This window comes from Planosporangium flavigriseum (genome assembly GCF_011947225.1).
GTDB lineage: Bacteria > Actinomycetota > Actinomycetes > Mycobacteriales > Micromonosporaceae > Planosporangium > Planosporangium flavigriseum.
The window spans coordinates 185,294-208,402 of the sequence record NZ_JAATVW010000002.1; the positions used below are offsets into that span (position 1 = coordinate 185,294).

General features: G+C 71.3%; 23 protein-coding genes. 10 read left to right on the forward strand and 13 right to left on the reverse strand.

What is annotated here, in order from left to right; all coding sequences use genetic code 11:
- Positions 1–3 precede the first annotated feature (3 nt).
- From HC028_RS03640 to HC028_RS03650, 3 genes are all read left to right on the forward strand, one after another.
- Entirely contained in the window at positions 4–1,338 is a 1,335-nt protein-coding gene (locus HC028_RS03640) for a magnesium transporter MgtE N-terminal domain-containing protein (RefSeq protein WP_168072747.1), read from the forward strand.
- Positions 1,331–1,987 carry a DUF1003 domain-containing protein gene (locus HC028_RS03645; RefSeq protein ID WP_168072749.1) on the forward strand — a complete coding sequence of 219 codons (657 nt, stop codon included), beginning with the start codon at positions 1,331–1,333 and terminating at the stop codon, positions 1,985–1,987. The genes HC028_RS03640 and HC028_RS03645 overlap by 8 nt, the downstream gene beginning before the upstream one ends.
- Before the next feature lie 153 nt (positions 1,988–2,140).
- Complete coding sequence (locus HC028_RS03650) at positions 2,141–3,286, forward strand: Mrp/NBP35 family ATP-binding protein (RefSeq protein ID WP_168072751.1); 1,146 nt, start codon at positions 2,141–2,143, stop codon at positions 3,284–3,286.
- Positions 3,287–3,360: 74 nt separating this feature from the next.
- Here HC028_RS03650 and tatB read toward each other — a convergent pair whose 3' ends face one another.
- Together tatB and HC028_RS03660 are read right to left on the reverse strand one after the other, a co-directional pair.
- Complete coding sequence (tatB, locus tag HC028_RS03655; protein ID WP_168072753.1) at positions 3,361–3,777, reverse strand: Sec-independent protein translocase protein TatB; 417 nt, start codon at positions 3,775–3,777, stop codon at positions 3,361–3,363.
- A 70-nt stretch (positions 3,778–3,847) separates the two neighbouring features.
- Entirely contained in the window at positions 3,848–5,182 is a 1,335-nt protein-coding gene (locus HC028_RS03660) for a trypsin-like peptidase domain-containing protein (RefSeq protein WP_373313826.1), read from the reverse strand.
- Positions 5,183–5,369: 187 nt separating this feature from the next.
- Between HC028_RS03660 and HC028_RS03665 the strand changes: the two genes are divergently transcribed.
- A complete protein-coding gene (locus HC028_RS03665) occupies positions 5,370–5,960 on the forward strand; it encodes an O-methyltransferase (RefSeq protein ID WP_168072758.1) in 591 nt (196 codons plus the stop codon).
- A 90-nt stretch (positions 5,961–6,050) separates the two neighbouring features.
- Here the strand turns inward: HC028_RS03665 and HC028_RS03670 are convergent, their stop codons facing one another.
- On the reverse strand, positions 6,051–7,631 hold the full coding sequence (locus HC028_RS03670) for a leucyl aminopeptidase (protein WP_239075290.1): 1,581 nt from the start codon (positions 7,629–7,631) through the stop codon (positions 6,051–6,053).
- 109 nt (positions 7,632–7,740) lie between these two features.
- The gene (locus tag HC028_RS03675; RefSeq protein WP_167924232.1) at positions 7,741–7,908 is read right to left on the reverse strand and encodes a DUF3117 domain-containing protein; all 168 of its coding nucleotides are present in this window, start codon (positions 7,906–7,908) and stop codon (positions 7,741–7,743) included.
- A gap of 222 nt (positions 7,909–8,130) precedes the next feature.
- Between HC028_RS03675 and HC028_RS03680 the strand changes: the two genes are divergently transcribed.
- Positions 8,131–8,949, forward strand: a complete 819-nt coding sequence (locus HC028_RS03680) for a PaaX family transcriptional regulator (RefSeq protein ID WP_168072763.1) — start codon at positions 8,131–8,133, stop codon at positions 8,947–8,949.
- A gap of 26 nt (positions 8,950–8,975) precedes the next feature.
- The gene (locus HC028_RS03685; RefSeq protein ID WP_168072765.1) at positions 8,976–9,767 is read left to right on the forward strand and encodes an enoyl-CoA hydratase-related protein; all 792 of its coding nucleotides are present in this window, start codon (positions 8,976–8,978) and stop codon (positions 9,765–9,767) included.
- On the opposite strand, the gene HC028_RS03690 is transcribed toward HC028_RS03685, so the two are convergent.
- From HC028_RS03690 to ndhC, 5 genes are all read right to left on the reverse strand, one after another.
- The gene (locus HC028_RS03690) at positions 9,764–10,360 is read right to left on the reverse strand and encodes a hypothetical protein (protein ID WP_168072768.1); all 597 of its coding nucleotides are present in this window, start codon (positions 10,358–10,360) and stop codon (positions 9,764–9,766) included. The genes HC028_RS03685 and HC028_RS03690 overlap by 4 nt on opposite strands.
- Positions 10,361–10,379: 19 nt before the next feature.
- Positions 10,380–10,961: a DNA-3-methyladenine glycosylase I gene (locus tag HC028_RS03695; protein ID WP_168073356.1), complete on the reverse strand. Its 582-nt coding sequence runs from the start codon at positions 10,959–10,961 to the stop codon at positions 10,380–10,382.
- A 41-nt stretch (positions 10,962–11,002) separates the two neighbouring features.
- Positions 11,003–11,566: an SRPBCC family protein gene (locus HC028_RS03700; protein ID WP_168073358.1), complete on the reverse strand. Its 564-nt coding sequence runs from the start codon at positions 11,564–11,566 to the stop codon at positions 11,003–11,005.
- A 13-nt stretch (positions 11,567–11,579) separates the two neighbouring features.
- Positions 11,580–12,080 carry a DivIVA domain-containing protein gene (locus HC028_RS03705; RefSeq protein WP_168072770.1) on the reverse strand — a complete coding sequence of 167 codons (501 nt, stop codon included), beginning with the start codon at positions 12,078–12,080 and terminating at the stop codon, positions 11,580–11,582.
- Positions 12,081–12,149: 69 nt separating this feature from the next.
- Positions 12,150–12,527: an NADH-quinone oxidoreductase subunit A gene (gene ndhC / locus HC028_RS03710; protein WP_168072772.1), complete on the reverse strand. Its 378-nt coding sequence runs from the start codon at positions 12,525–12,527 to the stop codon at positions 12,150–12,152.
- A gap of 320 nt (positions 12,528–12,847) precedes the next feature.
- Between ndhC and HC028_RS03715 the strand changes: the two genes are divergently transcribed.
- Positions 12,848–14,692, forward strand: a complete 1,845-nt coding sequence (locus HC028_RS03715; RefSeq protein WP_168072774.1) for a 2-oxoacid:acceptor oxidoreductase subunit alpha — start codon at positions 12,848–12,850, stop codon at positions 14,690–14,692.
- Positions 14,685–15,746, forward strand: coding sequence for a 2-oxoacid:ferredoxin oxidoreductase subunit beta (locus HC028_RS03720; protein ID WP_168072776.1), 1,062 nt, complete (start codon positions 14,685–14,687; stop codon positions 15,744–15,746). The genes HC028_RS03715 and HC028_RS03720 overlap by 8 nt, the downstream gene beginning before the upstream one ends.
- Before the next feature lie 59 nt (positions 15,747–15,805).
- Here the strand turns inward: HC028_RS03720 and HC028_RS03725 are convergent, their stop codons facing one another.
- Positions 15,806–18,466, reverse strand: coding sequence for an adenylate/guanylate cyclase domain-containing protein (locus HC028_RS03725; RefSeq protein WP_168072778.1), 2,661 nt, complete (start codon positions 18,464–18,466; stop codon positions 15,806–15,808).
- Between the two features lie 190 nt (positions 18,467–18,656).
- Positions 18,657–18,857, reverse strand: coding sequence for an FmdB family zinc ribbon protein (locus HC028_RS03730; RefSeq protein ID WP_168072780.1), 201 nt, complete (start codon positions 18,855–18,857; stop codon positions 18,657–18,659).
- 91 nt (positions 18,858–18,948) lie between these two features.
- Between HC028_RS03730 and HC028_RS28345 the strand changes: the two genes are divergently transcribed.
- Positions 18,949–20,004, forward strand: coding sequence for a lytic transglycosylase domain-containing protein (locus HC028_RS28345; protein ID WP_168072782.1), 1,056 nt, complete (start codon positions 18,949–18,951; stop codon positions 20,002–20,004).
- 70 nt (positions 20,005–20,074) lie between these two features.
- Complete coding sequence (locus HC028_RS03740; RefSeq protein WP_239075291.1) at positions 20,075–21,082, forward strand: GNAT family N-acetyltransferase; 1,008 nt, start codon at positions 20,075–20,077, stop codon at positions 21,080–21,082.
- Positions 21,083–21,088: 6 nt separating this feature from the next.
- Here the strand turns inward: HC028_RS03740 and HC028_RS03745 are convergent, their stop codons facing one another.
- Both HC028_RS03745 and hemB read right to left on the reverse strand, forming a co-directional pair.
- Positions 21,089–22,060: a TIGR03557 family F420-dependent LLM class oxidoreductase gene (locus tag HC028_RS03745; RefSeq protein ID WP_168072784.1), complete on the reverse strand. Its 972-nt coding sequence runs from the start codon at positions 22,058–22,060 to the stop codon at positions 21,089–21,091.
- Positions 22,061–22,115: 55 nt separating this feature from the next.
- The gene (hemB, locus tag HC028_RS03750; protein ID WP_168072787.1) at positions 22,116–23,096 is read right to left on the reverse strand and encodes a porphobilinogen synthase; all 981 of its coding nucleotides are present in this window, start codon (positions 23,094–23,096) and stop codon (positions 22,116–22,118) included.
- Positions 23,097–23,109 lie beyond the last annotated feature (13 nt).

A 23,109-nucleotide genomic window follows, 5' to 3' on the forward strand; every position in this document is an offset into this window, starting at 1 on the left:
TACGTGACTACCGCGACCAGGGTTTACGTCGCTCGCCTTGCCGGTCTTTCCATGTTCGACCCGAACGGCGACACGGTCGGGCGGGTCCGCGACGCGGTCGTCCGGCCGCGTCCCGGTCAGCTACCGCCCCGGGTGGTGGGGCTGGTGGCCGAGATGCCGATGCGCCGGCGGATCTTCGTACCCATCGGCCGGGTGACCGCGATCGAGGCCGACGCGGTCATTCTCAACACCGGCATGCTCAACCTGCGGCGCTTCGAAAAACGCCCCGGTGAACTGCTGGTGATCGAGGACCTGCTGGACCGGCGGGTCAAGATCAACGACACCGATCGAGAGGGCACGGTCGTCGACGTCGCGATGGAGTCCGACCGCACCGGCGAGTGGACGCTGACACGGGTGGCGGTCCGCGAGCTGACCGGCCGGCTGACCCGCCGGGGCCACGTGCATCAACTGGAGTGGAACGAGGTCCGTGGCCTGATCGGCGCACCCGACACCCAGGGCACCGCCGGCCTGCTCGCTCTCCTGGAGAACATGCGCCCCGCCGACCTCGCCAACGCCCTCCAGGAGCTTTCGGACGCGCGGCGGGTCGAGGTCGCCACCGCGCTCGACGACGAGCGCCTCGCCGACGTGCTGGAGGAGCTACCCGAGCACGATCAGGTCGAGATCATCGCAGCGCTGGGGCGCGAACGGGCCGCGGACATCCTCGAGGAGATGGACCCTGACGACGCCGCCGACCTGCTCGCTGAGTTGCCCAAGCCCGACCAGGACGCCCTGCTCGACCTGATGGAGCCGGACGAGGCGTCCAAGGTGAGCCAGTTGCTCGACTACACGCCGGGCACGGCCGGCAGCCTCATGACCTCGGAGCCCATCATCCTGCCCCCGGACTCGACGATCGCGGAGGCGCTGGCCCGCATCCGCGAGCCCCAGTTGTCGCCGGCCGTGGCGGCTGCGGTGTTCGTGACGCGGCCGCCGAACGACACCCCCACCGGGCGATACCTGGGCGTGGTGCACTTCCAGCGGCTGCTGCGCGAGATGCCCTCGGCGCTGCTGGGCGGTGCCGTCGACAACGACATCGACCCGCTCGACCCGGCCACCCCGCTGTCGGAGATCACCCGGCGGATGGCGACCTACAACCTGGTCTGCATGCCCGTCGTCGACAGCAACAACCGGCTGGTGGGCGCGGTCACCGTCGACGACGTCCTCGACCACCTGCTGCCGCCGGACTGGCGCGACCGCGACCAGCTGGAGACAGCCCCGGGAGGATCCCCCGTGCCGCGGCCGTCGCACCTCACCGGCCGACCGGTCTCGGTACCCGCACGGGAGGACAACCGCCGTGGCTGAGGCTCGCCGCGCCGGCCGCCTCGACCAGCCCCGGGAGCCGGGCCGGATCACGCTGCCCCGGCCGGACAAGGAGGCGTTCGGGCGCTTCGCCGAAACGTTCGCCCGGTTCATGGGCACCGCCCGGTTCCTCTTCTACATGACGATCTTCCTGCTCATCTGGGTGGCGGTGAACCTGATCGGAATCTTCGGATTCCGTTGGGACCCGTACCCGTTCATCCTGCTCAACCTCTTCTTCAGCGCCCAGGCGTCGTACGCCGCGCCGCTCATCCTGCTCGCCCAGAACCGCCAGGCCGATCGGGACCGGGTCTCGCTCGACGAGGACCGCCGGCGGGCGCAGATGCAGAAGGCGGAGACCGAGTACCTGTCGCGGGAGATCGCCTCGTTGCGGATCGCCCTCGGCGAGGTGGCCACGCGCGACTTCATCCGCTCGGAGCTGACCCGGCTGGGCGAGGAGCTCGACGAGGCGGCGCACCGCCGGCACAAGCAGGAACGCAAGGATCAGCGCAAGGACATGAAGCGCGCGGCACGGCGGGCGGTCGAGGGAGCCGAGCACGAGTACGAACTCGATTACGACGAAGAGCCGGACTCGATCGGCCCGGCGATCGGCTCGGGCCCGGAGGTGCAGGCGCCGCGCGCCTCAAGGGGCTAGGCGCGCGGCGTTACCTGCACCGATGGTCGCACCGGCAGGCGCCACACGTCCAGTCCTGATCCAGGGACCGCCGGCTCCCCTGTCGGACCTGTGGTCGGCCCCACGCACCCCGACCTCGATGGGTATCAAGGGGCCGGACGTAGCATTGGCACCATGTCTGCCCCCGCCACCACCAGCGAGGCCGCGCTCCAGTCCGCCCTCGCGACCGTCAACGACCCCGAGATCCGCCGTCCGATCACCGACCTGGGCATGGTCAAGTCGGCGACGGTACGCCCTGACGGCGTCGCCGAGATCGCGATCCTGCTGACGGTCGCCGGCTGTCCGCTGCGGGACAAGCTGCGCAACGACATCACCGTCGCGGTGGCGCAGGTGCCCGGCGTCAGCGGCGTCGACATCGAGTTCGGCGTCATGACCGACGAACAGCGCCGCAATCTCCAGACCAGCCTGCGCGGCAATGGCGGCAGCGAGCCGATCATCCCGTTCGCGCAGCCCGGATCGCGTACCCGGGTGTACGCGATCGCCAGCGGCAAGGGCGGCGTCGGCAAGTCCAGCGTGACCGTGAACCTGGCCGCGTCCCTCGCCGCGAAGGGCCTGGCCGTCGGCGTCGTGGACGCCGACATCTACGGCCACTCCGTGCCCCGCATGCTCGGCGCCGAGGGCCGCCCCACGCAGGTCGAAGAAATGATCATGCCGCCGCAGGCGCACGGCGTGAAGGTCATCTCCATCGGCATGTTCACCGCCGGCAACGCCGCCGTGGTGTGGCGCGGCCCGATGCTGCACCGCGCGCTGCAGCAGTTCCTCGCCGACGTGTACTGGGGCGACCTGGACGTGCTGCTGCTCGACCTGCCGCCGGGCACCGGCGACGTGGCGATCTCGCTGGCCCAGCTGCTGCCGAGCGCGGAGATCCTGGTCGTCACCACGCCCCAGATGGCCGCCGCGGAGGTCGCTGAGCGCGCCGGCGCGATCTCGCTGCAGACCCACCAGCGGCTCGTCGGCGTGGTCGAGAACATGTCGTGGCTGGAACTCCCCTCCGGCGAGCGGATGGAGGTCTTCGGCGCGGGCGGCGGCCAGACGGTTGCCGACTCGCTGACCCGCCTGACCGGCGCCCAGGTGCCGCTGCTCGGCCAGATCCCGCTGGACACCCGCGTACGGGAGGCCGGCGACGCCGGTCGCCCGGTCGTCCTGGAGGCCCCCGAGGCGCCGGCGGCCAAGGCGCTCGCGGCCGTGGCGGACCGTCTCGCGGTACGCCGGGAGAGCCTGGTCGGCAAGCCCCTCAACCTGCGGCCGGCGGGGCGGTAAGCGCCTCCTCGCCGACCTAAGCGAACGGCGGCCCCTGGGAAGTCCCGGGGCCGCCGTTCTGCGCTGTCTGGGGCTCAGGTGGCCTCGTCGTAGGTGTGCCGCGTGAGCGCCGGCCGGGGCGCGGGCGCCGCCGGGGTGGGCTGGTGCACGTCCAGGGCGGTCGCGGTGCTGCTCAAGTCGCCCTTGACCTGGTCGGCCGTGCCGCGCAGGTCGTCGTAGAGGCCCTGCAGCGGCTTGCGGAGGGCGGCCTCATCATCCTCGCTGAGCACGTGCTTGCGCAGGAACGTCTTCGGGTTGAGGTCCTCGAGCTCGATGTCCGTGCCCAGCTCACGGCTGAGGTCGGTGGTCGCGTTGCGGGCCATCGAACGCAGCTGCCGGATCATGCGGACCCCGTCGCTGATCGCCTTGGGCAGCTTCTCCGGGCCGAAGATGAACAGGCCGACCAGGACGATCAGAATCAACTCCCAGCCGCCGATGTTGCTCAAGCCCATACTGCCCCTCCCTGCTTCACGCCCAGCGTACGCACCTTATGCGGCCTGCGGGGAGACGCCAACCAACCGTTTACTTCCCGTCCGCCGCCAGGACGACCTGCGCGCTGCGCTTGGCGCCGTCCCGGGTGTACTCGACGCTGACCCCGGTGCCGGGCGCGTACTTACGTACGAGAGCGATCAGGTCGCCGGGCTCCTCCACCTGGGCGCCGCCGATGCGGGTCAGCACGTCCCCCGGGTGCAGCCCCGCTGCCGCCGCCGGACCGCCGGCCGGGACCGTCTGGAGCCGTACGCCGCCGCCTGCGCCGCGGTAGGTGGTCTCCAGTTCCGCTCCGATGACCGTACGGCGTGCCTTGCCGGTGTCGACGATGTCCTGGGCGATGCGCTTGGCCTGGTTGATCGGGATCGCGAAGGCGAGCCCGACGTTGCCGGCCTGCTCCTGGTCGGCAGCGAGGGACTTGATCACAGCGTTGATGCCCACGACCCGACCGGCCCCGTCGACCAGCGGACCGCCGGAGTTGCCTTGGTTGACCGCCGCGTCGGTCTGGATCGCCGCGTAGTACCGCGTCGGGCCACCGGACTCGCCCGCCGCGATCGGCCGGTCGACGGCGCTGACAATGCCGTACGTCACCGTGTTGGCCAGCGCCAACGGCGACCCGATCGCCAGCACCGGATCGCCGACCTGGGCCGAGTCCGAGTCGCCGAACTGGATCGGGGTGAGGTTGGTGGCGTCCACCTTGAGCACCGCTATGTCCGATTCCGGATCACTGCCGACGACCTTGGCGGCCACCGTGTTGCCGTCGCTGAACGTGACCACGGTCGACCCTGCGGCGCCGGCCACGACGTGATCGTTGGTGATCGCGTACCCGTCGCTGGAGACGATGAAGCCCGAGCCGAGGCTGGTGCTACCACCACCCCGTACCTTCACGGTGATCACGCTGGGCAGCACCTTCTTGACGACCCCGGCCACGGAGTCGGGCCCGCGCTGCGTCAGCGGCGCGGGGTTTCCTCCCCCGAGCTGCGGGCCGCTGCCCAGCCCGCCCCGGCTGGCGAAGACGAACCCGAGCGTGCCGCCTAGCGCGCCGGCGAGCAGGGCGGTGATCACCGACACCAGGACCACGAGCCGCAGGCCGGGCCGTACGCCCTCGCCGGGGCGCACGGCCACCGGCTCAAGCGGGGGCGCGCCGGACACCGGCGGCGTGACCACGACGGCGGCGGGGGCTGCCGGATCACGCCACGGGTCGGACAGCGCATCGGACCACCAGGGCGAACCGGCGCCGTTCGCCGAGCCGACCTGGCCGCCCGTGGCCGGCGGAGGCGCCGGCACAGCGGACCCGGGCTCGGGGTGGGCCCACGAGCCGGGCGCTTCCACAGCGGGTCTCTGCCGCCGCGTGCCCCAGTCACTCACGATTCGCCACTCCATTCGTCCGTACGCCCACAAGGATTACACGCCCCGACATCCCCCACACCGGCCTACGGTTCCCTAGGCTCAATACCAGACTCCACATCGACCGGCCAGGAGGTGCGTCATCGCCGCGTCCACCAGGATTCCCCAGCAGAACGCTGCCCACGCCCACGACTTCGCCCAGGCGTACGTGGCCGAGGACAGAGTTCTGGCCGTGGCCCGCGCGGTGGCGGGCGAGGTCGGGTTGACGCCGGTTGGACCCGCCGCCGGCGCCGCACTGCGCTTCATCGCGGCGGCCAGCAACGCCAAAGCCGTGGTCGAGGTGGGCACCGGCACCGGGGTCAGCAGCGTGTGGCTGCTCCGCGGGATGCGCTCCGACGGCGTGCTGACCACCATCGACATCGAGGGCGAACACCAGCGGATCGCGCGCCGGATCTTCGCGGAGGCCGGGTTCGCCCCGTCGCGTACCCGCATCATCACCGGGCGCGCCCTCGACGTGCTCCCGCGGCTCGCCGACGGTGTCTACGACCTCGTCTTCGTCGACCACGACGCCAGCGAGTACGCCGCGGCCGTCAACGCGGCGGCCCGACTGCTGCGCCCCGGTGGCGTTCTCGTCCTCGGCGCGGCGCTCGCCGACGGCAAGGTGGCCGACCCCGCGGTGCGCGACCCGGAGACCGTCGCGCTGCGTGAGGTGGTCAAGGCGCTGCGGGAGGCGGACGAGTGGATTCCCGCGCTGCTGCCCACCGGCGACGGGCTCCTGTGCGCGGTCAAGCGCCCCTGACGACGGTCGGATCGTGTCGTACCCGTCCGCCACGCTGGGCTATCTGAGCCGGCTGGGTCTCGGCTGGGTAGCCGCCGACGCCAAGGCGGCTCAGGAAGCTTGCGTGGCGACCGTGCCGAGCCAGCGCACCAGCGTACGCACACCCCAGCCGGTGGCACCCTTGACCAGCTCCGCGTCGGGCGAGTCCGCCCAGGCGGGCGCCGACATGTCGACGTGCGCCCAGCGGTCCCGGAACTCCCCGGTGAACTCGCGCAGGTACATCGCGGCCATGACCGACCCGGCGCCGACCTCCGTGGCGTTGACCAGGTCTGCCACCTGACTGTCGAGCGCCTCGCGGTAGTCGTCGGGCATCGGCATCCGCCAGACCCGCTCGCCGGCGGCGTCCGCCGCGTCTGCGAGGGCCCCGGCAAGCGCCTCGTTGTCGCTGAAGAGCGCGGCGGTGCGCTTGCCGAGGGCGACGCTCTGCGCGCCGGTCAGCGTGGCGAGGTCGACCATGAGGTCCGGGTCGAGCCGGCGCACGGCGTACGCCATGGCATCCGCGAGCACCAGCCGCCCCTCGGCGTCGGTGTTGAGCACCTCGGTGGTCATCCCACCGTAGTGACGCACGACGTCGCCGGGGCGGTACGCGGTGCCGCTGACCATGTTCTCAGCCAGTGGTGCCAGCGCGGTCACCCGTACCGGCAGGCGCAGCGCCGCCGCCGCGATCGTCGCGGCGGCCACGGCGGCGGCGCCGCCCATGTCCTTGCGCATCAGCTTCATGCCCGCCCGGGGCTTGATGCAGATGCCTCCGGTGTCGAAGGTGATGCCCTTGCCGACCAGCACCACGTGCGTACGCGCAGCTGGCGGCTGCCAGGACAGTTCCACCAGCTTGGGCGGGCGCGTCGAGCCACAGCCGACCGCGAGGATCGCACCGAAGCCCTCGGCGGCCAGTTGCTCCTGATCACGGACGGCGACGGTGAGGCCGGGACGGTCCGCCGCCGCCTCCCGGATCCGTTCGGCCAGCCAGGCGGGCGACTTCTGATCGCTCGGCATGTTCGTCAGGTCCCGGGCCAGGATGGTCGCCTCGGCCACCGTACGGGCCTCGCTCAGGGCCGCCTCGTACCGCTCGGGCCGGTCGACCACGATCGTGGCGCTCGCCAGGCGCGGTGCCTTGTCCGGCGCCTCGGAACCCAGCCGGAAGCGGTAGGACGCGAGCCACAGGCCTTCGGCGAGGCCGCGGACCGCCTCCGGTTCCACCCCGGGCGGTACTCCGACCGTCACGGACGGCTGCATCCGGGCCGACCGGGCGATCGCCGCCCCAGCGGCGCGCCAACCGGCCTCATCGCCGGCGCCCACCCCGGCCAGCAGCAGCCGACGCGGGCTGGCCAATGGCCGGTTCAGGGTGTGCAGCACGCCGCGCTTCCCGGAGTGGTGGACGTCGGCGATGAAGGCGAGCGCCTCCTCGCGTACCGCGCTCTCGGCGGCGTACGCGGTGCGCAGCAACCCGCCCACGTCAACGCCGCCCACCGGCACTTCGGACCCGGCGATATCGGTGTCGGCGGTGTCGACCTCAGGCGGCTGCTGAACGTCAGGTAGCCGCTGCTCCGTCTCTGCGGTACCGGCCGGGGCCGCCACGGGCAGCGCCAGCGTTTCCGGTACCGCACCGTCGACCGCGAGCCGAATCTCGATCACGGTCGCCTCCTCACAATCCCGCCGGAACGTTCCACAGTCGCCCATCAGCAGCCCGCCGCACGGAACTCCTCAAACCGTGCGGCGGGCATCGGTGGCGGCGAAACCGCGGTCAGCCAGTGGCCGACTTCAGCGCCTCGCTCAGCGCGTTGGCCTCGTCAGGCGTCATCTCTACGACGAGCCGGCCACCACCCTCCAGTGGGACCCGCATGACGATGCCCCGGCCCTCCTTGGTGACCTCAAGCGGACCGTCGCCCGTCCGCGGCTTCATGGCCGCCATGTTGTCTCCCCTCACACTGTATGGTCTTTCAGATCCCGGGCACGTCAGCCGCACCCGTGAGCTGCGCAGACCCCGTTCGGGCGTCCGCTTGTGCGTGCGGACGTCCAGAAACGGCGCCGACCAATGATTTTCCCTGATGATGGCCCCAAGACCCAAACTGGGGCCGATTTGTTGTGACAGTCCCTGGTGGGCTCAACTCAGGACCTGTCACAATATGCGGCCATGCAAGCACGGTCGGCACTCTTCGACCTGTACGGCGACTACCTGCGTCCCCGCGGTGGCCGCGCACCCGTTGCTGCGCTCGTACGCCTGCTCGCCCCCCTCGGGATCGCCGCGCCGGCGGTACGCACCGCAGTGTCGCGAATGGTCCGACAGGGCTGGCTGCACCCGCTCCGGCTCTCCACCGGACCCGGCTACCTGTTGACCCCCAAGGCCGCCCGCCGGCTCGACGAGGCGGCGACCCGCATCTACCGCACCGGCGGCAACTCCTGGGACGGCCGGTTCGACCTGATCGTCATGGACCCACCCGCGCAGCGCGCCGACCGGGCCCGTCTCGCCTCGAACCTGTCCTTTCTGGGCTACGGGGCGATCGAACCCGCGACGTGGGTCGCCGCCCGACCCACCGACGAGGTCGAGACGCTGCTGGCAGAGTCGGGCATCCGGTTCGAGCGGTTCACCGCCAGCCACGCCGGCGGTGTCGACGGCGCTGCGGCCCTGGTGCGCCGGGCGTGGAACCTGGAGGAGATCGGCGCCGCGTACGAGGAGTTCGTGCGGACCCTGCAGCCCGTCGTCGCCCCGATCCACGCCGGCAGCGACGACCAGGAGGCGTACGCGGCCCGCTTCACGCTCGTACACGCGTGGCGCACGTTCCTGTTCCGCGACCCGCAGCTACCCCCTCAGCTCCTGCCCGAACAGTGGCCAGGCAGCGCCGCCGCCGACTTCTTCGACACCCATGCCGCACGGCTGCGCCCGGCCGCCGACCGGTTCGTGGACCGGTGCTTTGAGCTTGCCTCGTCCCGGCTCCCGGTGACAGCATCCTGACCACCAGCGACGAAAGAGGCTTCACCGTGTCCGATGTCCTGCTCGTCGAGCGCGCTGACGGAATCGCGACGCTCACTCTCAACCGCCCCGACTCCCTGAACTCGCTCGACGTCGGCCTGAAGGAGGCGCTGCGCGAAGCGCTCGGGGAGCTCGCCACCGACGACTCGTGCCGAGCGGTGCTGCTCACCGGCGCCGGCCGGGCCTTCTGCGTGGGTCAGGACCTGCGCCAGCACGTCGAGACGCTCGAGTCGGGCAACAGTGATCCCTTGTCGACCGTACGGGAGCACTACAACCCGGTCGCCACCCTGCTGGCGGAGATGCCCAAGCCGGTCGTCGCGGCCGTCCGTGGCATGGCAGCCGGGGCTGGCGCGTCGCTCGCGATGCTCGCCGACTTCCGCATCGGCGGCCCACGTACCGGCTTCCTGATGGCGTTCGCCAACGTCGGCCTGGCCGGCGACACGGGCGCGTCGTGGGTGCTGCCGCGGCTGGTCGGCCATGCCAAGGCCACCGAGCTGATGATGCTCGCCGAGCCGATCGGCGCGGCCGAGGCGCTGCGGCTCGGGCTGCTGACCAAACTGGTCGACGACGACGAGGAGATCCTGCCGGCGGCGCGGGCGCTGGCCGCCCGACTGGCCGGCGGGCCGACCGTCGCGTACGCCCAGATCAAGCGCCAGCTGCGCATCGGCGGGACCGGCGCCCTGGCGGAGGCCCTCGAAGCCGAGTACGAGGCACAGAAGATCAGCGGCGCCACCGCCGACCATCGCAACGCCACCTACGCGTTCGTCCGCAAGGAGCGGCCGACGTTCGAGGGGCGTTAATCCTCGTCGTCCTCCTCCGGGTCGAGGTTGGTCACCTCGCCCAGCACGTACGCCTGCATGGCCAGCTCGTCGCCGCGCGGTGACACGTACGCCGGCAGCTCGCGCGGGCCGAGTTGCTGCACGTGCGTCCAGAACGCCCGTACCGCCTCGGCCGGCGAGCTCGCCTCGATCGGCAGGTAGACCCCGACCAGCCACTCCCGCCGGGCAGCGGGCTCGGCGGCCACCTTGTCGACGAGCGCGGCGAACCGGTCGGGGGCGACCGGGAGGACACCGGCGCCGTGCCCGGCGTCGGCGCCGTCCACCAGGTCGTCGGCGGGCAGCGGCGCGTCGAAGAGGCGGTAGGTGTACTCGATGTCCAGGGCGGTCGCCGGCTGGCCGGCAGCGGGATCGTCGGGATCGTGGGCGTCGCCGCCGACGGCGACCACCCGGCCCAGCGCGAACACGACGGGCTCCGCCCCGACGGCCACGAGGGCCACCTCGTCGCCGACCGCCGGCAACGGGCCGTCCAGCCCCGTCAACTCCAGCGTCTCGTGCAGGAAAAGCCGTTCCGCCTCGTACCGCTCGACCGGTACCGCCACCGCCCAGTGCGCCATGCCTTCATCTCATCATGGGCTAGCGGGGCTGACCGCAGGCCACGTGGCAGTCGGCCAGATGGTCGTCGACCATGCCGGTGGCCTGCATCAACGCGTACGCGGTGGTGGGGCCGACGAACCGGAAGCCGCGCTTCTTGAGCTCCTTGGCCATCGCCGTGGACTCCGGTGTGATCGCAGGCACGTCGGCGAACGAGCGGGGCCGTTGCGCGCGTGGTGGCGGCGCGTACGACCACAGCAGCGTGGCCAGCCCCGCGGGCAGGTCGGCGGCGGCCCGGGCATTGTGCAGGGCGGCTTCGATCTTCGCCCGATTGCGGACGATGCCCGGGTCGGCCAGCAGCCGGGCGACGTCCGACTCGTCGAACCGGGCGACCTCGGTGATCACGAAGTCCTTGAACGCGGCCCGGAAGGCCGGGCGCTTGCGCAGGATGGTCAGCCAGGACAACCCGGACTGGAACGCCTCGAGGGTGAGTCGCTCGTACAGGCCGTCGTCGTCGCGTACGGGCCGGCCCCACTCGTCGTCGTGGTAGGCCATGTAGTCGAGCGCGCTGCCGGCCCAGGCGCAGCGGGCGCGGCCGTCAGGCCCGGTGACGAGGTCGGTCACGGCAGCGTCGGTCACGGCAGCGTCGGTCATGGCAGCGTCGGTCATGGCAGCTCGCCCGTCTCCACCAGCCGGGCGAACCGGCGCAGCGCCTGGATCAGGCTGACCTTGGAACCAGGCCACAGCACCGGCCAGGCGACCTTGCCCGCCGCGCCGGCTGGCAGGTGGAACCACTCGTGCCAGACCACCTGGGTGCGGTCGCCGTCCATCGGGGTGCACCGCATCACGCCGGGGCCGCGCAGCACCTTGCCGTAGTGGACGACGCGGATCTCGTACGGCCGATCCACCTTGACCACACGCATCTCGTCGCGCAGCACCGCCGGGCCAACCTGGGTCACCGCCTCGACCGAACTTCCCTCGCCACCGTCGCCGGCCACCAGGCGTACCCGCGTGAATGGGATCCAGTCGCTCTGCCGCTCCCAGTCCAGCAGCGCGGCGAAGACCCGTGCCGCGGGGGCGTTGACGATGACGGTCGCGGTCACCTCACCGGCGCCGGGCTGAACGGCGTCACCGAGCCCGGCTTGGGCTGCGGAAGCCGCCTCGTCGCCGGGCGGATCGAGTGGCGTGCGGTCGGCTGCCCGATCCCCCGCAGGCCGGGGCTCGGGGATGGTCACGACAACCTCATCTCCTGATCTCCTGGGGTCGGTGCGGCGCCTCCTCGGACCGGTGCGTCTCTTGCGCCGGGCGCTCCGGCAAAGTGTCCGGCTCGGCAGCGGCCACCGGCTCCGCCTCGGCGGGCGGTTGCCCACCTTCCGAAATCACGTGGGACGCCGCCTCGCGCGCGGCGCGCAGCTTGTCGGCGTCGGCGAGCCGCCCGTCGCGCAGCGCCTCCACCTCCGCCTCGAGCACGCCGATCAACTCCAGCTTGTACCCGGTGTCGTAGGCCACCCGGCGGAGCGCCGCGTCGACCTGGGCCATCCGGTATCCGCGCAGCGCTGTGTCGAACCGGGTGCGCGCCAGATCAGCCTCGACGAGCGGGCGGTCAGCTGGCAGCGGCACCGGCTGGCCCTGCGACTCCACCGGCGCGAGGCCCGGATCGGAGCCGGTGAGGAGCACCGCGACGCCGAAGCCGATCGCGCCGACGATGAGGGCACCGATCGTCAGGAGCAGGAGCTGACCCATGTCCTGATCGTGGCATGCGCGCCCGACCGAGGCGAGCCCGGTGCCCCGGAGCGCCGCGAAAGCCGCGGATCAGCTCCAGCGCAGAACCCGCTTGCGCCACGCGTACAGCAGGCCGAGCGCGAGCAGCCCGACGAAGATGCCCATCTCGACCAGGGTCGCCACCCCGAACCCGGGCCGGTCGAAGATGACGGCCCACGGGAAGAGAAAGACGCTCTCCACCGCGAAAAGGACATACAGGTACGCGTACACGTAGTACCTGATCTGCGCCTGCGCCCAGTCACCCCCGACGGGGTCCAGGCCACACTCGTAGGTCTCGAACTTGCCCGGCGTATCGACGGGGCGGCGCGGGCGCAGCACCCGGTTGGCCGCGAAAGCCGCCCCGAAGAACAGCGCTCCCCCGATGACGAGCAGGCCGAGCGTCGCGTACGAGCCGAGATAACCGGTCACGCTGGCAGCTTAATCCCAGGCGTCTGTCGCATGACCGATCGCCGGGCTGCGGGGACGCGGGACCCCGCCTCATAATGGATGCCTTTGGGGCGTTTGCCGGCCACCTAAACCGGCGAAGCGCGCGCTGCGTACTTCCGAGCAGAAGACATGTTTCTGATCAGTAACGTGTCTTCACCCACGTCTGAGAAGCCACACAAAGGTCCCCCTGCCCGCGCCGACGTAGGCTCGGGGTGTACAGAGTAGCGGGTCCGCCGGGCCCGTCGCCCAATGCTGCGCGACGGCCGCACCCCTTACCCGCCGTCACCGAGGAGGTCAGCCACGTGACCAAGCAGGTCCGTCAACTGGATCGAGTGGTCATTCGTTTTGCCGGAGACTCCGGCGACGGCATGCAGCTCACGGGCGACCGGTTCACCTCGGAGACCGCTCAGCTCGGCAACGACATTTCGACCCTACCGAACTTCCCCGCCGAGATCCGGGCCCCTGCCGGCACGCTGCCCGGCGTGTCCAGCTTCCAGGTGCACTTCGCCGATTACGACATTCTGACGCCCGGTGACACCCCGGACGTCCTCGTGGCGATGAACCCGGCAGCGCTGAAGGCCAACCTCGGCGACCTGCGCCCCGGTGCGGACATCATCGTCAACACCGACGAGTTCACCAAGCGGAACCTGGCCAAGGTCGGCTATACGGAAAACCCGCTGGAGGACGGCTCGCTTGAGGGGTACGTCCTGCACCCCGTCGGGCTGACCTCGATGACCGTCCGGGCGCTCGAAAGCTTCGAGATCTCCAAGAAGGACGCCGAGCGGGCCAAGAACATGTTCGCCCTCGGCCTGCTGTCGTGGATGTACTCGCGGCCCAGCGAGTCCACGCTCCGGTTCCTGGAGCGCAAGTTCGCCGCCCGACCGGAGGTCGCCGCCGCGAACATCGCCGCGTTCAAGGCCGGCTTCAACTTCGGCGAGACCACCGAGGACTTCGTCGTCCGGTACGAGGTCAACCCCGCGAAGATGCCCGCCGGCGAGTACCGCAACATCACCGGCAACACCGCGCTGGCGCTGGGCATCGTGGCGGCCGGCGTGCGCTCGAAGCTGCCGGTCTTCCTCGGCGCATACCCGATCACCCCGGCCAGCGACATCCTGCACGAGCTGTCCAAGCACAAGAAGTTCGGCGTGACGACCGTGCAGGCCGAGGACGAGATCGCCGCGGTCGGGGTGGCGCTGGGCGCCTCCTACGGCGGCGCGCTCGGCGTGACCAGCACGAGCGGCCCCGGCGTGGCGCTCAAGAGCGAGACGATCAGCCTGGCCGTCGCCCTGGAGCTGCCGCTGCTGGTCATCGACGTGCAGCGCGCCGGACCGTCGACGGGCATGCCCACCAAGACCGAGCAGGCCGACCTCACCATGGCCCTGTTCGGCCGGCACGGCGAGGCGCCGGTGGCGGTCATCGCGCCGCGCTCCCCCGCCGACTGCTTCGACGCCGCCCTGGACGCCGCCCGGATCGCGCTGACCTACCGGACCCCGGTGATCCTGCTGTCCGACGGTTACATCGCCAACGGCTCCGAGCCGTGGCGGCTGCCCGACGTCGCCACGCTGCCGGACCTGCAGGTGGAGTTCGCCTCCGCGCCCAACGGGCCCGACGGGCAGTTCCTGCCGTACCTGCGGGACGAGAAGACGCTCGCCCGTCCGTGGGCCGTGCCCGGCACGCCCGGTCTGGAGCACCGCATCGGTGGTCTGGAGAAGGCCGACAAGACCGGTGACATCTCCTACGACCCGGCCAACCACGACTTCATGGTCCGCACCCGCGCCGCTCGGATCGAGGGCATCGAGGTACCGGACCTCGAGGTCGACGACCCGGACAGCGACGCCCGTCTGCTGGTCCTCGGCTGGGGCTCGACCTACGGGCCGATCGGCGCCGCGTGCCGCGCCCTGCGCCAGCGCGGCCTTCCGGTCGCTCAGGCGCACCTGCGGCACCTCAACCCGATGCCGAAGAATCTCGGCGAGGTCCTGAAGCGCTACGACCGGGTGGTCATCCCCGAGATGAACCTCGGCCAGCTCGCCAGCGTCATCCGGTCCCGGTACCTGATCGACGCCATCCCCTACAACCAGGTCCGCGGCCTGCCGTTCACCGCCGCCGAGCTGGAAACCATGTTGGAAGAGGTCGTGAAGAATGCCTGAGGCTGGCCTTCCCGCTGGTGCCGCTGGCGCGACACCGCTCAAGCTCACCGCGAAGGACTTCAAGTCCGACCAGGAGGTGCGCTGGTGCCCCGGCTGCGGTGACTACGCGATTCTGGCCGCCATGCAGTCGTTCCTGCCGGAGCTGGGCATCCCGCGCGAGCGCATCGCGTTCGTGTCCGGCATCGGCTGCTCGTCGCGCTTCCCGTACTACCTCAACACGTACGGCATGCACTCGATCCACGGCCGCGCGCCGGCGATCGCGACCGGCCTGTCGGTGTCCCGTCCGGATCTGTCGGTATGGGTCGTCACCGGTGACGGCGACGCGCTGTCGATCGGCGGCAACCACCTCATCCACGCGCTGCGCCGCAACGTCAACCTGAAGATCCTGCTGTTCAACAACAAGATCTACGGGCTGACCAAGGGCCAGTACTCGCCGACCTCCGAACTCGGCAAGATCACGAAGTCGACCCCGGTCGGCTCGACGGACTCGCCGTTCAACCCGCTGTCGCTGGCGCTGGGCGCGGAGGCGACGTTCGTCGCGCGCACCATCGACTCCGACCGCAAGCACCTCCAGTCGGTGCTGCGCCAGGCCGCCGAGCACAAGGGCTCCGCGTTCGTGGAGATCTACCAGAACTGCAACATCTTCAACGATGGCGCGTTCGAGGTGCTCAAGGACCCGGAGACCCGCGACGAGTACGTCATCCGCCTCGAGCACGGCCAGCCGATCACGTTCGGCAAGGACGGCGAGTGGGCCGTGACCCACCCGCCGGGTGCGTTCGGACTGCAGGTGAAGCGAACCGCCGAGGTGGCGGCCGACGAGGTCGTCGTGCACGACGCGACGGTCGACGCGCCGGCGTACGCGTTCGCCCTGTCCCGGCTGCCCGACACCGACCTGCGCAACACCCCGATCGGCGTGTTCCGCGCGGTCGACAAGCCGGTGTACGACGACCTCGTCCGCACCCAGCTCGACACGGCCAAGGCGAAGGTCACCCGCGGCGCCGACGATGAGCTGGCCGCCCTGCTCGGCTCCGGCGACACCTGGACGATCCTGTAACCCTGTAACGCTCACCGAGATCGTCACAACGCGCCCTGTGTTGTGACGATCTCGGCGTATCAGGACGAGTGGCTGAACCGGTCGGAGCCGGCGACCAGGTCCGGGTGCTCCACAGTGAGCGCGACGGCCACGGCGTCGGTCAGGGTGAGCGTCGCGCCCTCGGCGTACGCCGCGTCGAACACCACGTCGCCGAGCACCGCGCGGGCCACGGCCTGCTGCTCGTGCCAGTACGCGCCGTCCGGCCCGACCGTCAGCCGCAGCCTCGCCCGTACCGTCTGCGCGGCGCCGAACAGCCGCGCCGCCGTGAGCGGGTCCTCCCCGGTCAGGCAGCGCACCGCGACGGCGTTGAGCGTCTCGCACGCGCTGGCGTGGAACCCGAACCCCATGCGGGAGCGCAGCGCCACCGTGAGGTGGTCGTGCGCCGCAACGACGTCCCCGCGCCGCAGCGCCACCAGGCCCAGGAGCATGTCGACGGTACGCCGGCCGCGCTCGGCCGGTCGGGACGCCTCCAGGGGACGGGCGTGGGCCAGCAGATCGGCGGCCTCGTCGAGCGCGCCGCGGCGCATGAGGATCCGGGCCAGCGTGTACACCGCACCCAGGGCGTCGCCCGGCACGCTCTCCCGGCGGGCCCAGCCGGTCACCTCGCGGCACGTCCGCTCGGCGTCGCCGGTACGCCCCACCCCGTAGAGCGCCCCGCCGCGGCCCGCGAGTACCCGTGCCAGCAGGCCGACGTCCCCGACCCGGCGCGCGGCGAGTTCCGACCGCTGGGAGAAGCGAAGCTGCTCGACGTACTCGCCGTCAGCGGCTGACAGCAGAGCGTGGATGCGGTAGGCGGCGGCCAGCTCGGCGTCGGTCAGCCGCTCCCCGGTGGCTCTGATCCGCTCGTACAGCCGGAACAGCCACAGCCGCGCCTCAGGCGCCCGCCCCCGCTCGCGCCACCATTGGTCGAGGGAGGTCGTCACCGCCAACCCTTCGCGGGCGAGGCCCCTCGTCACCGTCCACCGCAGCGCGCCGCGCACCTCGTCGACCAGTGGGTCGAGCGTGTACAGCGAGAGCGTGGCCGCGCGCCCGTTCGCGTCCGCGTGCGCACCACGGATCTGCCGCAGGCACCAGCCCACGTGCCGGTCGCGGACGACCTCCTCCTCGCCGTTGTCGCACAGCTCCCGCGCCGCGTACGCGCGGATCGGGTCGAGCATCCGGTAGGTCGCCGCGTCCGGCTGCTGCTCGACCTGGATCAACGACTTGTCGACCAGGGTCGCCAGCGCGTCGAGCGGGTCACCACCGCCCAGCCACTCGATGGCCGGCAACGTCACCGGGCCGGCGAACACCGACAGCCGGCGCAGCAACCGGGCCGCCGGGCGGTCAAGCGTCCGGTACGACCAGGCCAGGGTCGCCCGCAACGAGCGGTGCCGGTCCGGCGAGTAGCCGCCGGAGCCGGCGTCGAGGGTGCTCAGAACGTCGTCGATGCGGGCGGCCAACTGGCCGGCGGAGAGTACCCGCAAGCGGGCCGCCGCCAATTCCAGCGCCAGTGGCAGCCCGGCGACCGCCGTCGCGACCCGGTCGAGATACCCGAGTTCGTCGTCGGTCGCGAGCTGACCGCCCCGGCTCGCCGCAGCCCGGTCGAGCAGGAGCGACACGGCATCGCTCGGGCGACCGTCGGCGGCGGGGCCGATCGGCAACGGCAGGATCCGCCAGACAACCTCCCCGGGCAGGCCGAGCGGCTCGCGGCTGGTCGCGAGGATCCGGGCACCTGCCCCGCCACCGAGCAGCCGGGCGACCACGGCGGCGGCCACGGGCAGGTGCGCGTCACAGGTGTCGAGCACGAGGAGTATCCGGCGGTCGGCGGCCTGGTCGGCGATGGTCTGCGTGACCGGCCGCCCCGGCTCGGGCCGCAGCCCGAGGGTCTGCGCGACCGCCGACGCGACCGACTGCGCGTCGCCGGCCTCGGCGAGGTCGACGAACCACACCCCGTCCGGGTAGTCGCCGACGAGGCCGCGGGCGACTTCCACGGCGACGCGGGTCTTCCCGGACCCACCGGCACCGACCACGGTGACCAGACGCTGGACGCTCAGCACCTCGCGCAGCTGCTCCTGCTCGGCGACCCGCCCGACGAAGGAGCCCACCGGAGTCGGCAGGTTGTGCGGTGGGCCGCCGACCGTGCGCGGACGCGGGAAATCGCGGTCGAGGCCCGGCGCCACGAGTTGGTACAGCCGCTCCCGGCCGTCGAAGCCGCGCAGCCGGTACAGGCCGAGGTCGCGAAGCGCGGCGCCGGCGGGGAGGGCACCCGCCGCAGCGGCTGCGGTCGCCGCCGAGCACAGGACCTGGCCGCCGTGCGCGGCCGCCGCTACCCGGGCCGCGCGGTGCACCTCGGGGCTCGCGTACTCCCCCGCGACCGGGTGGGCGTAGCCGGTGTGCAGCCCCATCCGTACCATCGGCCGGGCGTGGTCCCCCGGCCATTCGTGTGCGGACAGCGCGCGTTGCGCCGCCGCGCACGCGGAAAGGGCGGCGGCCGCGTCGGCAAACGCGACGAAGAGCGAATCCCCCTCTGTGGACAGCTCCACACCGTCTCCTATGGACAATGTGTGCCGCAGCACCTGCCGGTGCTCCGTGAGCACCGAGCGGTAATCCACACCGAGCATCTGGGCCAACCGGGTCGAACCCTCGATGTCGGTGAACAGAAAGGTCACCTGCCCGTCCGGCAGGTGCATCCGTGCCGACACGCGTGAACCTCCGCCCTGCCAGTCGCCCTCATGCTGCCGGACCCCCACCGCGCGCACATCATAGGAACGGCTCAGCCCGGCCCACCCGGGTCGCAGCCCGGGACCGGCCGAGCAGACCACTTGACGCGGGCAACATCGGCTGAGACGGCGGCAGGTGCGCCGCACGGGCCAGGGCTGCGCCCGGCATCAATCAACAGCCGCAGGAGCCTCCGCAGCATCCGCCCGCGGCGGCCGGCTGACCGGCCCGGCCGGCAACGGACACAGTGGACAGTAGTTTGACAGTGTCGTCGTGACCGTCCGGGCATCGAGCCGGATCACCGGACTCACGCATCGGCCGGTTCATCTCGAAGGTGGAGCCGCAACTGCGGCAGCGGTACTCGTAACGGGGCATGTCATCAGGTTACTCAGCCGCCGGGTAGCGTTCAGGTATAACAGCATCGGAACATGGGCCCTACTCGATGACCTGGCGCAGGGGGAACCTGGTGGCTGATCCGGCGGCACAGTTGCGACCGGCGGTTCCCGCCACAGTACCCAGCAGCCCGGACATTAGCGACGGATCCGGTGCCACGCCGGCCGTCGAGCAGGGCGCCACGCCGGCGGCGATGACGGACGTGCTCATGCCGCCGGACTCTGCGACACCCCCCGCTCGCCCGAGCGGCTGGCGGGCGTTGCCGGTTCATGCCAGCCAGCGGCTGCGCCCCATCCTGCGCTCGGTCGCGGCCTGGCCTCGGCGCCCGTACGCCCGGGCCGTCCTACCCGGCCTGCTGATCTTCATCCTCGTCGCCGCGTCGATCCTGGCTGGTGCGTACGTCGTGCCCGCGCTGACGTCGAAGCCCCAGCGCACCTTCACCCTGCTCGATCCGCCAGCGGCAGGGGTGCCGGGCGTCCCGGGCGCCGGGCTGCCCGCCACGAACCCGAGCGCGGACGCCGGTGACACGACCGCCGCCCCGACCCGCGGCCCGGACGCGGCCACCAGACCCTCGAACCTCGCCGCCTGGGCCCGGCCCCTGTCGGCGAAGCTCGGCATTCCGCTGCCGGCGATGCAGGCGTACGGGTACGCCGAACTGGTCACCGCCGCCACGTCACCGAACTGCCAGCTGCGCTGGACCACGCTCGCGGGAATCGGCAAGGTCGAGTCGGCGCACGGCCAGCACCAGGCAATCCTCGCCGCCGACGGCGCAGTTCTACCGCCGATCATCGGCGCGCCGCTGGACGGCCAGGGTGACCGGATGAAGATCGCCGACACCGACGGCGGGAAGCTCGATCTCGACCGCACGTGGGACCACGCGGTCGGGCCGATGCAGTTCATCCCCTCCACCTGGGCCCGCTACGGCGCGGACGCCGACGGCAACGGTGTCGCCGACATCAACAACATCAACGACGCAGCCCTGGCGGCGGCCAACTACCTGTGCGCCGGCAACCGCAACCTGTCGGTCGCTGGCGACTGGTGGGCAGCGATCATGTCGTACAACGCAGTACAGGCGTACGTGCGGGACGTGTTCGACGCCGCGAACGATTACGGCGTGCGCAGCCGCTGATCCGGAGAGAAATAACTTAGTTATCGCTAAGGACTTCCGTCCCGGGCGGAACATCGGCAAGCTATGAGCCGTGCAGGTGCGCGAGTGGGATCCGGCTGCCGCTCCCGCCGAGGAGCTTTCCTCCCTGCTGCGCGCCAACAACCTGATGCTGGCCACCGACGTGCCTGAAGATCCACCGTGGCGGGCCGACTCCTTCCGGGAGTACCTCGCCGTCACCATGCCCGACGAGCGGCGCGTCTCCTGGATCGCCGTCGAAGGCGAAGACCTTCTCGGGTACGCGAGCATCCTGCTCGTCGGCGACATCGCTGTCCTCGAAATCATGGTGCGGCCCGACGCCCGCCGGGCCGGCCTAGGCACCAAGCTCTTGGCGACGGCCGCGAAACGTGCCGAGTCGGAGGCGTACGGCTCCATCGGGGTCGAGGTCGCGGGCGGCACGGCAGCTGCGGACTTCTTTGAGGCACAGGGCTTCCGGTGCGCTTTCGTCGAAATGCGCAACTTGCTCGATCTGTCTACCGTGGACTGGCCGCAGCTCGCCATCCTCGCCGAGGGAGTCGGCTCCGGGTACCGGATCGAATACCACCCCGGCGGGCCGCCCGAGCTCATGTTCGACGAGTACGCGCACGCCAAGGCGACCATGCGGCTGAACCCGTCGTACGACCTCGAACTGCGCCCCAGCTCCTACGACAGCGACCGGCTGCGGGCCAGCCTCGCGACCCTCCACGCCCGGGGCCTGAAACCGTACGTCGTGCTGGCCGTGCACGAGCCGTCCGGCACGGTGGCGGGCCTGACCGAGGTGGTCGTGCCCGCACAGCGGCCGACCCGGGCCGACCAGTACGACACGGTCGTGGTGCAGGCCCACCGGGGGTACGGGCTGGGCCGCGCCCTGAAGGCCCGCATGCTGACCGAGCTGCGGACAGCCGAGCCCCAGCTCGAGGACGTGCAGACCTGGAACGCGGTCGGTGGCGACGAGGCGATGGGCCGGATCAACGACGAGCTCGGGTTCAAGTCCAACCGGGAGTGGCGCGAGTACGAGGCCGACGTCGACGACGTGCTGCGCCGGCTGGGCCGGGGCGACTGATCGCGCTCAGGCGCCCACCTTCTCCCGCCGGCGTACCCGCGGCAGCACCTCCTTGGCGTACAGGTCGCACAGCTCGCGGTAGTGCGGGCCGATGTTCGACACGTACACCTCGTCGTAGTCGGCCTGCTCGAACTGCTCGATCATGGCCAGGTGCCGGTCAGGGCTCGGGCCGAGCGCGAACGTGTCCTTGAGCATCTCCGGCTTGACCAGCGTGCTCGCCTGCTCGAAGTGGCGCGGTGACGGCAGCACCTGGGCCAGTTCGCCGGGCAGCCCCTCGTTGCGCCACTTCTCGTGCGCGATCCGGAGCGCCTCCTCCTCGCTCTGCGCGTAGCAGGCCTTGAATCCGCCCTGGACCACCTTGCCGTCGCCGCCGTTCTGGCGGAAGCGGCGTACCTTCTCGGCGTCGGGCATCACGCAGATGAACCCGTCCCCGATCTGGGCAGCGAGATCGATCGCCTTCGGGCCGAACCCCGAAACGTAGATCTTCGGCGGCTGGTCGGGCAGGGTGTAGATCCTGGCCTGTTCGACCTGGTAGTGCTCGCCGAGGTGGTTGACGAACTTGCCGGTCCACAGTTCGCGGATCACGTCGACCGCCTCTTCGAGCATCGCCCGCCGCACGTCCGCCGACGGCCACGGGTCGCCGAAGATGTGCTCGTTGAGGGCCTCGCCGGTGCCGACTCCCAGGGTGAACCTGCCCCCGGTGAGGACCGCGCTGGTCGCCGCCGCCTGCGCGATGATCGCCGGGTGGAGGCGGATCGTCGGGGCGGTCACCGCCGTGGTGATCGGCAGGGAGCAGACCTGGCTGATCGCCCCGATCATCGACCAGACGAATGGGCTCTGGCCCTGCTCCTCCAGCCAGGGATGGAAGTGGTCCGAGATCCACAGAGCGTCGAAGCCGGCCTCCTCGGCCGCCTTCGCCTGCTCGATCAGCTCAGCGGGGGTGAACTCTTCGCACGACAGGAAGTATCCGATCCTCATGCCGGTCAAATACCCGGCCGGCGGATCAGTATCCCTGGCGGAGCGGCTTCGCCGCTCAGTAACCTCTGCGCAGCAACTGCGCGGCCTCGACCGCCCAGTAGGTGAGGATGATCTGCGCGCCGGCGCGCCGGATCGACGTGAGCTGCTCCAGGATGACCCGCTCGCGCTCGATCCAGCCGTTCGCGGCGGCCGCCTCGACCATCGCGTACTCCCCGGAGACCTGGTAGGCGGCGACCGGCACGTCGACGCTCTCGGCCACCGCGGACACCACGTCGAGGTACGGCAGGGCCGGCTTGACCATGACCATGTCGGCGCCCTCGGCGAGGTCGAGCGCGACCTCGCGCAGCGCCTCCTTGAGGTTGGCCGGGTCCTGCTGGTAGGCCTTGCGGTCGCCCTGCAGGGTCGACTCGACGGCCTCCCGGAACGGGCCGAAGAACGCCGAGGCGTACTTGGCGGCGTAGGCCAGCACGGCGGTGTCGGTGTGGCCGGCCTCGTCGAGCGCCTCGCGGATCACGCCGACCTGGCCGTCCATCATCCCGGACGGGCCCAGCACGTGCGCGCCGGCTTCGGCCTGCGCGAGCCCCATGTCGGCGTACCGCTGGAGCGTGGCGTCGTTGTCGACGGAGCCGTCCGGGCGCAGGACGCCGCAGTGCCCGTGCGAGGTGAACTCGTCCAGGCACAGGTCGCTCATCACCACGGTGGCGTCGCCGACCTCGCTGATCACGTCACGGATGGCGGCGTTGAGAATCCCGTTGGGGTCCGTGCCGGCCGAGCCGATCTCGTCGCGGGTGGTCGGGATGCCGAAGAGCATGATCCCGCCGATGCCGGCCTGTACCGCCTCGGCGGCGGCCTTGCGCAGCGAGTCGCGGGAGTGCTGGACCACGCCGGGCAGCGAGGTGATCGGCCGCGGCTCGGTCAGCCCCTCGTGCACGAACATCGGAAGCACCAGTTCGGCGGGGGCGGGCCGGGTCTCGGAGACGAGCCGGCGAATGGCGGGCGTACGGCGCAGGCGCCGGGGGCGCACTGAAGGGAACATGTGTTTCCTCCGA

Excerpts from the sequence above, each read along its gene's own strand:
- HC028_RS03650 (WP_168072751.1), top strand. The coding sequence starts at position 2,141 with ATGTCTGCCCCCGCCACCACCAGCGAGGCCGCGCTCCAGTCCGCCCTC.
- tatB (WP_168072753.1), bottom strand. The coding sequence starts at position 3,777 with ATGGGCTTGAGCAACATCGGCGGCTGGGAGTTGATTCTGATCGTCCTG.
- HC028_RS03675 (WP_167924232.1), bottom strand. The coding sequence starts at position 7,908 with ATGGCGGCCATGAAGCCGCGGACGGGCGACGGTCCGCTTGAGGTCACC.
- HC028_RS03680 (WP_168072763.1), top strand. The coding sequence starts at position 8,131 with ATGCAAGCACGGTCGGCACTCTTCGACCTGTACGGCGACTACCTGCGT.
- HC028_RS03690 (WP_168072768.1), bottom strand. The coding sequence starts at position 10,360 with ATGGCGCACTGGGCGGTGGCGGTACCGGTCGAGCGGTACGAGGCGGAA.
- HC028_RS03705 (WP_168072770.1), bottom strand. The coding sequence starts at position 12,080 with ATGGGTCAGCTCCTGCTCCTGACGATCGGTGCCCTCATCGTCGGCGCG.
- HC028_RS03720 (WP_168072776.1), top strand. The coding sequence starts at position 14,685 with ATGCCTGAGGCTGGCCTTCCCGCTGGTGCCGCTGGCGCGACACCGCTC.
- HC028_RS03730 (WP_168072780.1), bottom strand. The coding sequence starts at position 18,857 with ATGCCCCGTTACGAGTACCGCTGCCGCAGTTGCGGCTCCACCTTCGAG.
- HC028_RS03745 (WP_168072784.1), bottom strand. The coding sequence starts at position 22,060 with ATGAGGATCGGATACTTCCTGTCGTGCGAAGAGTTCACCCCCGCTGAG.
- hemB (WP_168072787.1), bottom strand. The coding sequence starts at position 23,096 with ATGTTCCCTTCAGTGCGCCCCCGGCGCCTGCGCCGTACGCCCGCCATT.